This window comes from Coleofasciculus chthonoplastes PCC 7420, assembly GCF_000155555.1.
GTDB classification, from domain to species: Bacteria; Cyanobacteriota; Cyanobacteriia; order Cyanobacteriales; family Coleofasciculaceae; genus Coleofasciculus; species Coleofasciculus chthonoplastes_A.
Genome location: NZ_DS989855.1, coordinates 151,176 through 167,535 on the forward strand (window position 1 = coordinate 151,176; position 16,360 = coordinate 167,535).

Sequence of the window (16,360 nt, forward strand, 5' to 3'; positions counted from 1 at the left end):
TTTTTGTAAAGTTCTGGTAAAGATGCCCCAGGAGTGGAACTGTGCCTGGAGACTAGCGTCTTCGTTGTTAAGACAGGTTGAATCATGCCAGGAACCTGCATCCTCTGACCTAGACCGAAAATTTAGGATACTCTCTCCCCTTTTCCTTAGAAATACTTCGCCATCTGACTCTGTTCGGGATTAAATCGGAATTAACCAGGCGGTGGGATTGGGTTCCGAAGTCAGAATTGATGCAAAATACCTCGATTCGTTTTGTTTATTTACTGTTGGAGTCTTAATGATGATTTTCCAGTCAATTCGTTACATGGTCGGCTTGGGTATCGCTGGTGGCTTAAGCGTTGTTCTGACACCTTTGGCTCATGCTCAAACACCACCCACGGCTAATCCGCAAACGGGAGCGGACTTTACTGAGGTAACAGGGGGTCAAATCACAGGTCAAGCCGCCTTTTTTGTGGAAGGAAATGTTACCGATGCTCAAACTCCGATTGCTGGACCTGCAACGTTATTCGATGTCGGGATAGAGACTCTGGATATTGTTACACCCAATGGTCAAAGCTCAACCGCAACGTTTGTGCCAACGGCAGCTAGCTTTGATGGTAGTAGTGATGGGACAACAATTACTGGTTCTGGCACACTCCAAGGGTTGCTTTCTGGTGCGGCGATGACACCATCAATGGGGATGGTGAGTTTTGCCAATACAGACACCGTGCTGAACTTTACCCTCGGTGATTCAGGGTTTACGTCAAATTCCAATTTTATCGGTGCCCTCGTTAGTCCTGACACCCTTGGTGCTGCGCCCCTAGTATTTTTGCCTAATGTAAGCGATGTAAATGTTGTCACTAGCGGTTTTTCTGCCACCGACGGGCAATTGCAGGTTGGGAACTTCAATGCCACGCTAGATAGTGGTGTGATTGATCTGCCTTCGAGCTATCAACTCACTGACGCGATGGGTGGTATGTCCCCTGAGTCTGAATCTTTTCTGGTGAGCAAGCTCAAATTTGAGTTTGAAGGTGAGGAGGTAATACCAGAAGCGGGTACTGACTTTGACGTTAGTGATGGTGAAGTTCGCTTTGTTGGATCAACGAACGAAAAATTTAAGATTGAGGGTGAGGCAGCGAGCGGCAAGTTTAAAATTGAGGCAGATGTGGGTGCTGTAGATGTTAGTCTCAGTGATGTATCCATTGATTCAACGGCTCAATTAGATTCAACTGTCGCCACAGACTTTAAAATTAAAGGGAAAGAAGAGGATGGTGAAATCTCAGGTTTCACTTCAATATTCAGTTCTGGTGGGATTGCCTTTGCCAGCAATGGTGATGGAAAAACCAAGTTTGAGTTTGAGCAGAATGGCAGCAAACTGGAAGGAGAAAGTAGTTCTGTCAGTTTCTATGCGACGGCTGGATTGGGTTCCATCAACCGGGATGATTTTAGCGGTAGCGACAGCGGAGGCTATGAATATTCCAACCCCAATGATAACGATGACAGTAATTTTGTTTGTAATTTATGTGGTGGTAGCATCAATATCAACAGTAACATCGACTTCGCTAACACCACCCTATTTATTACAGGCAGCGACATACAGTTAAATGGTGGTTGGGGTGACTTCATCATTTTCAATGGCACAGGTTCGGGATCAGCAGTGGCTACAGCAGCAGCTAGCGGCTCCGGTTCTACGATGATGACATCAGCAACGTCTGCCAACTCTGCAAATACAAACCTAGTCTCTTTCTCTGGCTATTCCAGCACAGCAGAAACTCAATACGAAGTCTCCAACTCTATTCGCTTCACCAGTGCCAGTACTGCTCAAGGGCGAGTAAGAGTGAACTATACAGAGAGTGGTGGTGAACGTTATCTTGTCGCGACTCGCACCAGTCGCGGTCGTGCTTTAGGTCGCCAAGGCTACAAGATGGTTGGTCCGAGCAGTCGTTGCTTCCCCGGGTTGGTTGGTCTGCGTCAGATTTCTGATGAGGAACTCGACACTATTGTCGATGAAGAGGATACCGCGATGGACATGGAAGAGGAGAATACCAACACCGATAGTGACACGGAAGATGACACCGATAATGACATGGAAATGGAAGATGACGATGACGATGACGATGACGATGACGATGATGATGACGATGATGATGACGATGATGACGATGATGACGATGACCAAGCGCAGGGTAATATGAATCGCAACTTCAACCAAGGGATTGGCAATGGTGCAGAAGGTGGTGATCCTGGTAACTCCCAACCTCGTGGTGGTAGCAACGATGAAGGCGGACGGACACCTGGAGAGCGAGTCAATCCGTAAGGGCGGCTAAAGAATAAGTGTCTTCTGAGATGAGTGTAGGGGTATTGCTACCCCTACCTATCTCGTTCAAATTCATCGCAAAGTCAAAAGTCATAAGTTATCGCAAAAGGCGGAAGACTCCAGGGTAGAAGGCAGAAGGGTTCTTACTGATACCTTCTCGTTTCAGCCGTTAAAGAAAGTCCTAACCTTTATGGCGACAGCTATAAAACCTAGCGCTGATAGGTATTTCAGCCATGAACAGTACCTAATTATATTGTGGGAAGGCAGTAGTCCATTTTAATGGACTTAAGCTATTAGCCCGGAGTTTGAACTCCGGGCTCCGGGCGGCTGTCGGCGCTGACTAAAAATGGTGCAAGCTGTCAGTTTTAACCGACGCGGATCATATCTCTATGACTGCGCCCATTCGGTATGGAAAACCCCTTCCTTATCGGTTCGCTCATAAGTATGAGCGCCAAAGTAGTCGCGCTGGGCTTGGGTCAGGTTTTGCGGTAAGCGATCGCGCCGATAGCTGTCGAAGTAATCTAATGACGCACTAAACGCTGGAACCGGGATTCCCAACTGATTAGAAGCTACTAGCACGTCCCGCCATGCATCCTGGCGATCCAGAATCGTTTGCTTAAACTCCGGCGCTAACAATAAATTCGGCAGTTTCGGATTCTCATTGAAGGCATTTTTAATCTTATCCAGGAATCCTGCCCGAATAATACAACCCCCTTTCCAAATCCGGGCAGTTTCTGCCAAATTCAGGTTGTAATTAAACTCCTCCGAAGCCTTACCCAACAATGCCATGCCTTGAGCATAGGAACACATTTTTGAGCAATAAAGCGCATCACGGACTTTATTGATAAAGGCTTGGCTATCTCCCTCATAGTTGCCCGTCGTCCCGATTAGTTCCTTCGCCGCCGCGACTCGTTCCTGTTTATAGGACGAAATCACCCGCGCATTCACCGCTGCATAAATCGTGGGAATCGGGACACCCAATTCCAGAGAACTAACCACCGTCCAGCGTCCAGTTCCCTTTTGTCCGGCAGAATCCAGAATCAAATCAACCAACGGCTGATTCGTATCCGGATCAATGTACTTGAAGATATCCGCCGTAATTTCAATTAAAAAGGAATTTAGCTCATCGGTTGTATTCCATTCGGAAAACACCTGATGAAGCTGCTTGTGATCCAATCCTAAGCCATGTTTGAGCAAATCATAAGCTTCGGCAATGAGCTGCATATCGCCATACTCAATCCCGTTATGCACCATCTTCACATAATGACCTGCACCCCCAGGACCAATGTAGGTGACACAGGGTCCATCATCCACCTGAGCAGCGATTTTGGTCAAAATCGGTTCTAACTCTTGATACGCCGTATCCGTGCCTCCTGGCATCAAGCTAGGACCATGGAGCGCTCCTTCCTCGCCACCACTGACCCCCATCCCGACAAAGCCGAGTCCCGTGGCTTCTAAGTCTTTGGTGCGGCGTTCGGTTTCTTCGTAGAGGGAGTTCCCACCATCGATAATCATATCGCCCGGTTCGAGCAGAGGTTTAAGTTGATCGATGACAATATCAACGGGTTTGCCCGCTTTAACCATAACCAGGATTTTGCGGGGACGTGCCAAGGTTTTGACAAACTCTTCCAGAGAATAGGCGGCGGTGACATTTTTATCCGAGGCACGCTTTGCCATAAAGTCTTCCGTTTTTGAGCTAGTCCGGTTATACACCGCCACTGGAAACCCGCGACTTTCCACATTGAGCGCTAGGTTTTCTCCCATCACAGCTAAACCGATGACTCCGAAGCTTGGTTGTGTCATATATCTCTCGTCAGAATGTAATTGAACGTGTAATCGTGTTTATTTCCCCTACAGGGTAGCCTGCCCTTTGGTGAAATCTTGTAATATTTGCATTATGAGTATGCCTCAACTAGGATACATAAAACCTCAAACCGGATAATCTCGCTAGAGGTGGAAACAAGGCAGAAGACAGGATTTTTGTGGGGGCTGGCGCATTCTTGCCAAAAATTAAGTAAGAAACCCAGAAGCTTTATAGCACTTCTCGATTGGGTGCAATAGACCTTGGTAGAGACAGGGTGTGGGGTATGGGGTGTGGGGTGTGGGGAAAATATTAGAGAAACAAGACTTAATAATATCAGCCCAAAGTTAAGTCGTCAGACAAAATTCGAGTTGACGGTTGAGTGTGGGGAATCCTTAACCGGGAATGGGAAGTAGGGGTTGTAGAGACGTTGTGGTGGAACGTCTGGAAAAAAATTAAATTAGAGCTTATCTGAGCAGTCTTGGGTTAACTCCTGACTATTGAGCTTACCCGAAAGTATGAGCCGGATGGGGGAAGTTAAATTCCTGGAGAAACAGATAGCCTCATAATCAAATCATTCTTCTTATACTCAAATTGAATCTGACATTAGTTTGCCCGGAGTTCAGTTGAGTCCAGATGGATAATTATTAGTAGTCGTTGCGCCAACGACGAAGATTTGGCGACCTTAAACATTTTACCCGATTCGAGTATGAATAAGTCTATCGTTTTGATAGTTAGTCTGTGCAGCGTTCTCTTTTTTGGATGCTCTCAAGCCGAGACAGTTTCTAGTCAAGGGGAAACAGTACCACCAAAAACCATAACTCAAGTTCCCGATGCTCAAACGACTAAATCCCTAACACTCACAGAAGCTGATGTGTTAATTGCTGCCACAATTCAGGCAATTAATCAGGAAAATGTTAACTTCTTTATGCCCTACTTGATGGAACGCGATCGCGCCCCTGAAAATGTGCAAGCGGCACTCAACCATTATCGGGCTTATTTTCAAGGGGAAGAGATAACTGATTTTGAGCGTCTGGGTGTTGAACAACTCGGTGAAACAGGCAATCAAACCCCGATTCAACGCTTTAATTACCGCATCGCTAACAATCAGGGAATTAGTAAACAGATTGCTGTTTATCAAGACCAAAGCATTCGGTTAGATGATCCATTTTTGCTCTATTCCGTTTACGCTAACCGTTTAGTAGAACGGTATATAGATGCCATTCAAAGCCAAGACATTGACAAGCTGAGCAGAGTTTTGAATATTGAGGAAACCTTGTTTAGTCAAGACGAGTTGAGGGAAATCATATCACAATACAAGGATTTATTCTCTTTAGACTCACTCAATTATCAGTTTATTGGTGTAGAGTCTGAGCGTCAGCAGTTTCTTTATACTATTTCTGGACAAAATGGACGTGAGCATGAAATCAAAGTTATCTATGGTGACGGGTTAGTCAGTCTCCATGATCAGTTTATTCCTCTAAATCAAGGTTCTTAGGAACGGGAAGAGGGGCAACCCTCAACCCTTACCCACCCTTCTTTTTCGGTGACGCTGAGGATGAACGAGACCCAGATCCGCCAATCCCGTCTTTATCTTGCGGTTGTCCGGGTGGTACATCCTGGTAAAGTTGCTGACGTCCATTGCGAATCACCCTCAGCATGTCAGTAAGCTGTTGCTCGATACTATTGAGTACAGAATCAGCATAATCATCCGCACCGTTTTGAATGTCTTCGCATTCTTCGAGTGCGAGTTGGCGCAGTTGTGCCAATTCCTGCTGGGCTTGGCGGCGCATCTGTTCAATGTCAGTCCGGGTTTGTTCTTGCAGCGTTTCACACTCTTGCTGAACCCGTTGCCGGATTTGCTTGGCTTCGAGTTCTGCTTGTTGCACAATCCCCATGTCATCCAGAATCTGTTGAGCTTGTCGTTCAGCGGCTTCTAGGATTTCTTGGGCATAGTCTTCCGCTTGTAGGAGAATATCTTCCCCTTGCTGAACAATCTTTTGAGATTTTTCAAACGCCTCTGGTAGACTCGCCCGCACTACATCCAATTGGGTTAAGAACGCTTCTTCATCAATCAACGTGTACTTGGTCAAGGGGATGTGTGGGCTATCAAACAGCATCTCCTCTAGCTTAGTGAGTTCTCGCTGGATATCTACATCGGGGGTTCCAGAGGAAAGGCGTTTCTCTGGGGGGTTGGGTTCTGGGAGTTGGTTGGGTTCGATGCGGGATGACTCTGGGCGTAACATCGGCAAATATCTAGGGCAACCTGCGGGGGAACAAGATGGTTAACAGATCCGCCAAATTTGGCAATCTCTTTCACTACGCTACTACTTAAAAAACTGTACTCGTTAGACGTGGCGAGAAAAACGGTTTCTATTTCATCCCAGAGGGTTTGATTGGTATGCGCCATCTGGAGTTCCTTCTCAAAGTCTGACAGCACCCGTAGTCCCCGCAGTAAGACTTGAGCATTCTTGAGTTTGGCATAGTCCACAGTCAAACCTGTGAAGCTATCGATTTCGACATTCGAGAGATGCTGGGTACAGCCACGAATCTGTTGTACTCGCTCTTGTATTGTAAACAATGGCGATTTACTCGGGTTGCGGAGTACGGCAACAATGACGGTTTCAAAGAGTTTACAGCTACGCTCAATGATATCGAGGTGTCCTAGAGTGATCGGATCGAAGCTGCCTGGATAAATTGCAATCACGACAGAGACATCTGGAGGGGTACTGAGGAATTATAAGCTGTTATGACGATCTCTGGCGTTAACTTTAATTGTCCCCACCTAGTCTACTCCCATTCTCGCCATTGATCGATCCAATCTTGAACAAGGTCAAGAATTGGCTCACGTCGCTTGACAATGTTAGCGGTTATGCTGATAAAAATAATGCCAGCAATTATGAGCATAATCCACTTAGAGAATGGGTAGCGAAAACCCAAATAGACTAACTGGTAGAATACTGTAAAAATAAATGTGACCGTTCCAACCATTAAAAATGCTCGGACTTGCAGTCTTAATCCAGCCACAATAGCAATCAGACTAATAATTCCCGGAATGAGTCCAACGTCTTGATGAAATCCTAACGCCACCAAACAGATTATGCCGCTACCCAGTAAGCGGATGTAGTGACGCCAATTCCGTTTTTGCGGTAATCTTAATTCTGGATCAATTTGGGCGATGTAGAGGAAAAAATAACCAATCACGGCAGCATAGGCTAAGGGTTCAGTAACCTGCTGGCTTTGCAAAACACGCCAAATTGCCCAATCGATAAAAAATAAACTTAAGTATGTCCAACGTAAATTAGATTGGCGATTGGTGACCCAGGAATAAAAACCGGCAAGAACCAATAAATTAAAAGAAGAGAGGGTTTGAGGATTGATTAAAATGCTCAGAAGAGGCAATATCGTGGCGTATCTTTGCCAAGGCTGATCATTCCATCCCCACCGCCACCAGGGCGTTTGATAAACAGCGATCGCGAATAGACTTGCAATTATAGCTCGCCAGGGATCAAATAGGCTTAACTGTGTCCATATCAAACGCGCATAAATACCAATGGCAACAACCTCGGTTAATCCGGCGTATATCCAGATGTGAGACTTGGGGAAAAATGGGGAAGATGAGGGAGATGGGGAAGATGAGGGAGATGGGGGAGATGGGGACGAAAACTGGCGTTGTTGAATTCGTAAATTTCCTTGGAAAAACGCATAACTAGCGAGGATCAAACTGAGGATAAGTCCAACGAATTCCATCAGGTTAGGGGAGGTTCCCACAGACATCCCAGCCGCTATAACCATCAAGACACTACCCATTCCCCAATGAATGTGGGCAGTAATTTCGATTTGGGTGACGCTGATATGGAAAAATGTAGCCTGATCGCGCGACCGCAAAAACCAGGTGAGTGAACGATAAATACCGCAGAGTACAGCCGTGACTAACGCTAAAATAATCAAGCCATTCCCAGGATTTCCCCCATCGCTTTGCAGTATCTGATAAATCACAAGTTCATACCAAGCCAGGGAAATACCTGCCAGAGAAAGATAGATAATACCTTTGGCTTGAGTACGGTGATACGCTACGCTGATACCGATTAACGCCGCACCTAAGGTGAGCAATCCCGTATAGGGGGTGAAATAAAAAAAGCGTAAACTAATGCCAATCAGAGAATAAATTACCAACTCGTACCAGGCAAGGGAAATACCTACTAGGAAAAGATAGGTGATGCCTTTCCCTTGAAGACGGCGACGCCCTAGGATAATGCCTGTTAAAGCCGCACCTAGGGTGAGCAACCCTGTATAGGGGGTGAAATAAGAAAAGCGCAAATTAATGCCAATCAGGGCATAAACTAAGGGTAAAGATTCCAATACATCCCGCCAATTTCCTTCCCGTATTTCAGACGTGCCAGGGTACGTCTCTACATGCTCCCCGTCTTCCCCACCTAAACGAGCAAACCACCAACGGTTGAGAATTAGTGTTGCATAAGCCAGGATAATGTTCGCAGCACCGAGGATTAAGGATGAACCATTAAGCAGTACAATCGCATTAGCTATTGTCAATTCTATTGCCCAACTAATGCCGTAAATACTGAATTTGGGAAAAGAATGCCAATATCGGTAAAGAATAGTACCACCAATGAGCATTGATGCAGTCAGGTACTGCCAACTGGATGGAATGAATTCTAGATACATATTGGCGCTTTGCAGCGTCAGTAGTCCTAGTTCCGTAGTAGACAAAGCCATTGCCCAGCGATCGCAGGCTTGAGCGTACAATTGAGCTAGCCTGCTAGACTGGGGCGTTAAGCCAGCGCGTAGCAGCCATAATCCGAAAATTGCGATCGCGCCCACCCAATACCAATCAGCAGAAGACACTGGGGGTAATCCGGCAATGCCTTGTCCCAGATATACTGCACCAAAACTTAGGCTAAATCCAATCGCGATCGCGGCGGCTAAGGGTTGCTTGAGATAGCAACTATTGATGAACATCACGAAAGTGGCGACACCCAAACCGATGAGACTGATATCCGGTTGGAATAGGGTTAGCCCTTGGACGAGAAATAAGGCGATCGCACTCCACCAAAATACTTGGATTTGCCTTGAGTTTAGCTCCTGATTGGGAGTAGAATCTGAGTCTAACTCAGTGTTGTCTACCGATGACCACGGATTAATCAGGGAATCGTTGAATGACTCTCTGGGAAAGGAATTAGCCTCTTTGTTGCCTTGGCGCGATCGCGTACTTCGGCTGGCAATGTCGGTTAAGCTTAACGGGGTTAACAGCCATAAGAGTCCCCAAGGTGGCATAGAAGCGGGAACAAAAAATAGGTCAATAAAGATCTCATCGGCTAGCAAGACATAACTGAGTCCGGCTAGCACAAAACCCAGATGCCAGCAACTGCGAGACCAAATTTGTTTAATGCTAGGGAATGGGGGATTCGGCTCTACAATTTGCCCTTTGCTCAGATTCCATTCTGCCACCATCAGCGCCAAGAATAGAGTCGCCCAGAGGGGTTCCCTGAGAGTCGGTATCCATCTGTGAATCAAGAAACAGATGGTCAACAATCCACCACTATGGGTGAGGTAGACGAGAACAACTCGCACAAAATTAATCCGTTGACCGGGTGGCTGATATTTTTTATTGTGACTTAACTCGTCACGCCAGACTACGATAACGGGTTTATCCTGCGCGAATACGTGGAGATAGCGACGGTTATCGAGTCGCACTGATCACGCAATCTTTTAAACCACCAACGGGCGATCATATTCCTAGGGACACAGTAATATCTAAATCTACTGCCCTAGGTGGATGTGGTGGCGCGATCGCTCACTCAAATGACTCTCCTGACTCAATCGCATTCTGCACCATGGCTTTGTTCACGGAAACCGATGGAGTTTCCTGAGTATCAGAATTCCTCCCCAAGAGCTTCTCTACCATCGCACTCAATAAGCCTGATCGGATTTGACGCCAAGCCATTAGCTGTGCAGCATGTCCCTCCTGCTTGCACCACTGGGCGATAGCGCATGATAAGTCTTCTATTTTATCGGGTAACGGTTGAATCAAAAAAGCCAATTCCGCTAAGTCTTGTGGGGAAAAAAGTGAGCGTTGATGATGTAACAGTTCAACAAAAGCCGCAACATTTTGCTTATGGAATAAGTGGGACGTATGTTGGACAACGTCTACTGGCAAATCTTGCAACTGAGCGATTTGCTCCAAGCTTAACCCAAACTGGAGCATACGCGGGATGGCGGTTAACTTGGCTTTGAGTTCACCTTCTTCTAACCCTTCCTGCCTGCCTTCTGTTAACCCTTCTTGCTTGGCTTCCTGATACACTTTGGTTTGTTTAAGTTCACTTAACCCTAACATTGCTTCTATCTCCTGACGGCTTTTTTGTGGTAATTTGTAAACGATGATTGTTTCGATTAAATCAATACTGAACTTCGACTAGGTAGAAGGGTTGGTTTGAGGCTTCGTTCTTGGGTAAAAATAAACCATCAACTCGAAATGAGAGTTGTTTGATTTCACGGGAGGTGAATTGGTAGGTGGCGGCTTGTTCTGTGGATTGGTTAATCAGTTCAAAGAAGATACTGGGGAACTCTTTAAACAGGCTATAGAAGATGGTATCAGTTTTCACGTTCTCCTTGGGTAAAGGTGACACCGTTGACAATGGGTAGTATGCCAACCTCTGTTACCCAAAATTTCTATTCAGATTATATTGACAAAATTAATAATATATGAATCGAGAGGAGAGCGATCGCGCCCTTGGCGGAAATCGCGCCCGTTATAGATAAGAGAAACACCTGTTCCCTGGGCGCAAGGCGACCGAATCCCTGTAGGGGCGACCCGCTTGCACTAATTGACAAAGCGTCTACTTATAGCAGTAGACACATCGATTAGGACTTTCGGCACCATTGTAGAGACGCGCCATGGCGCGTCTCTACATAAATGATGTGTCCTAACCGCTATGGCGGTTGCTATAATTGACTCGGGTCGCCCTCTCCTCAATAATCTCATTTAAATTAGTTTTACAGTGCGATCGCATTTTGTGCCAACGGGCGATTGCATTCCTAGGGACACGATACTATCTAAACCTACTGTCCCATGAGTCATTCAGCCGCACTGATCAAGCAATCTTTTAAACCATAGATAACCTGCTGCTGTTCTGAGAAGGACAATTCGGGAAATATAGGTAGAGACAAAACTTGGTGACACACTTGCTCAACAACTGGAAAATCACCCAATTGATACCCTAAGCTCTGATAAACCGACTGCAAATGCAACGGTAGAGGGTAATAAACCATCGAAATAATGCCCATCTGTTGCAGATTTTGGCGGATGTGATCTCGATAGTCACTGCTGCGGCTATCTTGAGTTAGACGAATTGTGTACTGATTCCAGACAGCATGGCTTCCTAAAGTTTCTTGAGGTAAGACGATTTCTGGAAGAGGTTGTAATAACTGGTGATACCGATCAGCGATCTGAGAGCGTGCTTGATTCCATTGATCGAGATAACCTAATTTGATTTGTAAAATGGTCGCTTGTAGTGCATCTAAACGGCTATTGATCCCTGTCGCTTCGTGGTGGTAGCGATCGCGCATTCCATGTTCCCGCAGCATTCTGATTGTAGCGGCTAGGGTTGGGTCATTGGTAATCACAGCACCGCCATCCCCACAAGCCCCTAGATTTTTGGTGGGAAAGAAGCTAAAACAGCCAATATGCCCAATACTACCCACCTTTTGTCCTGCCCATTCCGCCCCCGTTGCTTGAGCGCAGTCTTCAATCACCGCTAAACCATGCGCTTGGGCGATATCCATAATCGCCGTCATATCCACAGGCTGTCCAAACAAATGAACGGGGAGAATCGCCTTTGTTTTCGGCGTAATCGCCCCTGCAATCTGATTAACGTCAAGATTAAAGGTATGGGGATCAATGTCCACAAAAATAGGTGTCGCCCTCACCCGGGTAATCACTTCCGCCGTGGCGATAAACGTGAAGGGCGTGGTAATCACCTCATCCCCTTGTCCAATCTGTAAGGCTCGCAGTGCCAGATACAAAGCGTCTGTGCCGGAGTTACAGGCGACACATTCGCTGGTATTCATGTACGCCGCAAATTGCTCCTCAAAGCCTTGAACCGCAAGCCCACCAACGTAACGTCCGGAGGTGAGAATCTCCTGAACAGCTACACTGACTTGGTTTTCAATGTGTTTATACTGTCGTGCCAGATCAATAGGGGGAATGTGATTCACTCGCTTACACCTAGATATTTTTATATAGAAATTACCGGGAAATCAGTCTTCTATCAATAACCCATCCCCCTATCTCCCCCATCTCCCCCAGCTTCCCCAGCTTCCCCAGCTTCCCCATCTCCCCCTATCACCCCTATCACCCCTATCTTCCCCATCTCCCCCATCTCCCCCATCCCCCCATGCTTCACAAACTCTTCAAACCATCTTTATCATAGCTACACCTAAAACCGCGCTGGAACAGGCAAACTAAGAAAAGCAGATGCACCCTGCCAGCCACAGCAGATGCACCCTGCTGAACCCTGAGTAAAACCCACATTATCGCTTAAATTTCAAAATTAGGCGATATGTGGGTCTTGTATTTATTTCCCGCGATCGCTCTTCCTCTATCCGGAGGGTTTGGGATTGACTGAGCTTATGGAGAACCTCTCTCCAAACCTCTCTCCTGCGAGGAGAGAGGCTTTGAATTCTCCCCCTTTTCAAGGAAGCGGAGTATCCTGAAGTTGGATTCACGGCTATAGTTCCATTTCAGATAGTCCAATGAGCGCTACAGGAAAACGATTCAGGCAGTTCCTCAAGTATCTAGGCTTAGTGGGTTTGACGACGGTGTTGACGGTTGCATTGGCGTGGCAAGATTTCCCCAGCCGAATGGGAATCCTGGAGGTGAATGCGGCAATTCCCGATACTTCTGTGGTTCAGGTGTCTCCCCCCGATGCAGTTGAATTGGTGCAAGTGGGTTTACAACGGTATCAGTCGGGGAAATTTGCCGCCGCTGTAACCGCTTGGCAACAGGCAGCAGATCTCTTTGCAAGTCTTGGGGATTCCCTGAATCAAGCCATGGTACTGAGCAATTTAGCACTCGCCTATCAGCAGTTGGGACAGTGGACGCCAGCGAATCAGGCAATTGAGAAGAGTTTACACCTTTTGCAAACTGAAACAGCGAGTCGCGATCGCACGACGGTTTTGGCGCAGGTGCTGAATACCCAGGGGAAGCTGCAATTGGCACAGGGACAACCGGAACAGGCGCTGAAGACGTGGGAAGAGGCGACAGAAACCTATCAGCAGGTGGGTGATGACATTGGCGTGGTGCGTAGCTTGATGAATCAGGCGCAAGCCTTGCGAGTTCTGGGGTTTTATCCGCGAGTTAGGGCGACTTTAGAACAAGTGAATCAACGGTTGCAAAATCAGCCGGATTCGTCGATAAAGGCGGCGGGATTATTGAGTTTTGGCGATACGTTGCGCTTAGTGGGTGACTTGGAAGAATCGGAGACAGTGTTGCAGGAAAGTTTAGCGATTGCCCAAACGTTAGACTTATCCTCAGGGATTACGGCGGCGTTTTTGAGTTTGGGAAATACGGCGTATAGTCAAGGAGAATTGAAGGCGGCAATTGAGTTTTATCAAAACGCGATCGCGTCTTCTGTTTCACCCACCACAACCCTACAGGTACAATTAAATCAACTGCGTTTATTGATAGAACTAGAAAACTGGACAGATGCAGAAGCATTAGCTGAGAAAATACAGTCCAAATTTGCTAATTTACCCATAAATCGTAGCAGTATTTATGCTCGAATTAATTTTAGCCAAAGCCTGCTGAAACTATGGCGTCATGAATCAGAGGTTGTAGGGGCGGGTTTGACTTCTAACCTTTCAGAGAAAACCGCTAACGTAACTAAACCCGCCCCATCCACAATTGTCGGTGCAGGTTTTACTTCTAACCTTACAGAGACAACCCCCTTGTACAGACGCGCCATGGCGCGTCTCTACACTAAACCCGCCCTGAATCCACAAGCAGTCGCTCAAATTCTGACTATCGGAATTCAGCAAGCAAAGGAATTAGGCGATCAACGAGCGGAATCATACAGCTTGGGTTATTTGGGTCAGATTTACGAGTATACTCAACAATGGTCTGAAGCGAAAACGCTAACAGAACAGGCGTTACTTTTGGCACAATCGGTCAATTCTCCTGATATTGCTTATTTGTGGCAATGGCAGTTAGGGCGACTGCTGAAAGCCCAGATAGACCGAGGGATTGCCGATGATTCAGCTATCCAGAGTGCTGTTGCTGCTTATAAAGAAGCGATTCATTCTCTCAATTCCCTACGCAATGATTTAGTTGCGACGAATTTGGAGTTACAGTTCTCATTTCGAGAAAGTGTAGAACCGATTTATCGCCAGCTTGTTAGTTTACTATTGCAACCGGGGAATAAAGCGGTTAGCCAGGAGAATTTAGTTCAAGCCCGTGAGGTGATTGAATCGCTACAGTTAGCCGAATTAGATAATTTCTTTCGTGAGGCTTGTTTGACAGCGCAACCAGAACCCGTTGACCAAGTTGATGCGAATGCGGCGGTGATTTATCCGATTATTTTACCGGATCGATTGGAGGTGATTGTGGCAATAGCGAATCAACCGCTACGACACTATGCGACTAATATATCTGAGACGGAAGTAGAAACGGTTCTGGCTCAAACCCGCCGTTCTCTGCGACGAGTAGCGAGCGATCGCGAACGATTACCTCTGTTTTCTCAATTGTACGATTGGTTGGTGCAACCGATTGAGACGGAGTTAGCGGCGTCTGAGATTAAAACTTTAGTATTTGCCTTAGATGGTTCGCTGAAAAGTCTGCCCATGGCAGCATTATATGATGGTGAAAACTATCTGATTGAAAAATACAGTGTCGCCCTGACTCCAAGTCTACAAATCCTGGAACCTCAACCCTTAAGCCGTACCCCAATTAAGGTGTTAGTGGGGGGATTAAGTGAGGCAAAACAGAACTTTCCAGCGTTACCTGGTGTGGAGTCGGAGATACAGCAGATTCAGGCGGAGATTCCGGCGCAGGTGCTACTGAATCAGCAGTTTACCAGTGCGGCGATGCAAAAAGAGATAAGTGCTGCGTCATTTCCGGTGGTTCATTTAGCCACTCATGGTCAGTTTAGTTCTGATGCTGAAGATACCTTTATTTTGGCGTGGGATGATCGCGTGAATGTGAAACAATTAGGAGAAGTCCTCCAGGCGCGGGAGGAAAGGGAACGTCAACCGATTGAATTGCTGGTATTGAGTGCTTGTCAAACCGCCGCAGGGGATCAGCGTGCGGCGTTGGGAATAGCGGGAGTCGCTGTGCGATCGGGGGCGCGGAGTACATTGGCGACGTTATGGTCAGTGGATGACCAGTCTACGGCGATGTTGATGGTGAAATTTTATCAGGAATTGGCACAAGCCGATGTCACCAAGGCGGAAGCGTTGCGTCAGGCTCAGGTGGCGCTATTGCAGCAGTCGAGATTTAGACATCCTTATTATTGGACACCGTTTGTGTTGCTGGGCAATTGGCTTTGATTGCCTTTGTAGTCAGGGAACTTTATCCCTATATTCTGTTGGGTTAGCTTAGGTCAAGCCCAACTACAACCTATGTAATCTTTTGTAGTAAAACTCAATGTATCTGGAAGGAACCTTTAAAAATCTTTTCATGTTAACAATGCCAGGAGGTGATTATAATAAGCTAATATTATAAGTTAATTGACCCGTGCTGTATATCAATTTCGGTAGCATTATTCTCCTATTTTGGAACGTAAAACGGGAGACAAGTAAAAGAGTAGAAAGGAAACCCATCCAGCTTAGAATGGGTGTATTTCTATATCTTACAATCCATTTAAATAACTACAGGTATAAAAGGTAAGCTGTTCGGCATTTAAACCTTAATATCAATAATAGCGCAATCCTTGTAGTGTGAGCATCTTGCTCGCTACTAATACCCAATTTAATTACAGCTTATACAGCTAGACATGATCTTATAGGATATTTAAATGTGGAAACCTTGACTGTCAAGGGGGTTTTAGCTTAAATTATCATTAGAAATAGTTTCGCCCCTTTGTCCGGACGAATCGACCCCTCACCAAATCCATCAATTGAAGAATTTCTCAAATTAACTTATTTGAGAGAAATATATTTATGTAAATAACTAATACAGCCCTGACACCATTAATGATTCATCACCAAAAACAAGCTCAATCAAAGCGATGAGTTTGTTGATAACTTGT

At 46.2% G+C, this 16,360-nt stretch carries 10 protein-coding genes; 3 read left to right on the forward strand and 7 right to left on the reverse strand.

Features of this window, described 5'->3' with window-relative positions; genetic code table 11:
- Positions 1 to 277: 277 nt before the first annotated feature.
- A complete protein-coding gene (locus MC7420_RS41695) occupies positions 278 to 2,296 on the forward strand; it encodes a hypothetical protein (RefSeq protein ID WP_198016513.1) in 2,019 nt (672 codons plus the stop codon).
- Between the two features lie 387 nt (positions 2,297 to 2,683).
- On the opposite strand, the gene gndA is transcribed toward MC7420_RS41695, so the two are convergent.
- Positions 2,684 to 4,099, reverse strand: coding sequence for an NADP-dependent phosphogluconate dehydrogenase (gndA, locus tag MC7420_RS20765; RefSeq protein ID WP_006102718.1), 1,416 nt, complete (start codon positions 4,097 to 4,099; stop codon positions 2,684 to 2,686).
- A gap of 707 nt (positions 4,100 to 4,806) precedes the next feature.
- On the opposite strand from gndA, the gene MC7420_RS20770 reads away from it, so the two are divergent.
- Positions 4,807 to 5,595: a hypothetical protein gene (locus MC7420_RS20770; RefSeq protein ID WP_044208621.1), complete on the forward strand. Its 789-nt coding sequence runs from the start codon at positions 4,807 to 4,809 to the stop codon at positions 5,593 to 5,595.
- Between the two features lie 28 nt (positions 5,596 to 5,623).
- Here MC7420_RS20770 and MC7420_RS20775 read toward each other — a convergent pair whose 3' ends face one another.
- From MC7420_RS20775 to MC7420_RS20800, 6 genes are all read right to left on the reverse strand, one after another.
- Positions 5,624 to 6,343, reverse strand: coding sequence for an ATP synthase F0 subunit B (locus MC7420_RS20775; protein ID WP_044208624.1), 720 nt, complete (start codon positions 6,341 to 6,343; stop codon positions 5,624 to 5,626).
- Positions 6,250 to 6,804, reverse strand: a complete 555-nt coding sequence (gene coaD / locus MC7420_RS20780) for a pantetheine-phosphate adenylyltransferase (protein WP_006102623.1) — start codon at positions 6,802 to 6,804, stop codon at positions 6,250 to 6,252. The genes MC7420_RS20775 and coaD overlap by 94 nt, the downstream gene beginning before the upstream one ends.
- An 83-nt stretch (positions 6,805 to 6,887) precedes the next feature.
- Entirely contained in the window at positions 6,888 to 9,812 is a 2,925-nt protein-coding gene (locus MC7420_RS40075; protein ID WP_006102600.1) for a hypothetical protein, read from the reverse strand.
- A gap of 100 nt (positions 9,813 to 9,912) precedes the next feature.
- Entirely contained in the window at positions 9,913 to 10,518 is a 606-nt protein-coding gene (locus tag MC7420_RS36250) for an Rpn family recombination-promoting nuclease/putative transposase (protein WP_315897234.1), read from the reverse strand.
- Positions 10,514 to 10,768: a DUF2887 domain-containing protein gene (locus MC7420_RS43885; protein WP_315897232.1), complete on the reverse strand. Its 255-nt coding sequence runs from the start codon at positions 10,766 to 10,768 to the stop codon at positions 10,514 to 10,516. Before MC7420_RS43885 ends, MC7420_RS36250 begins: the two co-directional genes overlap by 5 nt.
- 424 nt (positions 10,769 to 11,192) lie before the next feature.
- Positions 11,193 to 12,332: a DegT/DnrJ/EryC1/StrS family aminotransferase gene (locus MC7420_RS20800; RefSeq protein WP_006102764.1), complete on the reverse strand. Its 1,140-nt coding sequence runs from the start codon at positions 12,330 to 12,332 to the stop codon at positions 11,193 to 11,195.
- A 537-nt stretch (positions 12,333 to 12,869) separates the two neighbouring features.
- Between MC7420_RS20800 and MC7420_RS20805 the strand changes: the two genes are divergently transcribed.
- Positions 12,870 to 15,659, forward strand: a complete 2,790-nt coding sequence (locus tag MC7420_RS20805; protein WP_006102657.1) for a CHAT domain-containing protein — start codon at positions 12,870 to 12,872, stop codon at positions 15,657 to 15,659.
- The last annotated feature ends 701 nt before the right edge of the window (positions 15,660 to 16,360 follow it).

What these genes read in the sequence shown, in the direction of transcription:
- MC7420_RS20805 (WP_006102657.1), top strand. Translation starts at nt 12,870, where the DNA reads ATGAGCGCTACAGGAAAACGATTCAGGCAGTTCCTCAAGTATCTAGGC.
- MC7420_RS20770 (WP_044208621.1), top strand. Translation starts at nt 4,807, where the DNA reads ATGAATAAGTCTATCGTTTTGATAGTTAGTCTGTGCAGCGTTCTCTTT.
- MC7420_RS20775 (WP_044208624.1), bottom strand. Translation starts at nt 6,343, where the DNA reads ATGTTACGCCCAGAGTCATCCCGCATCGAACCCAACCAACTCCCAGAA.
- gndA (WP_006102718.1), bottom strand. Translation starts at nt 4,099, where the DNA reads ATGACACAACCAAGCTTCGGAGTCATCGGTTTAGCTGTGATGGGAGAA.
- MC7420_RS41695 (WP_198016513.1), top strand. Translation starts at nt 278, where the DNA reads ATGATGATTTTCCAGTCAATTCGTTACATGGTCGGCTTGGGTATCGCT.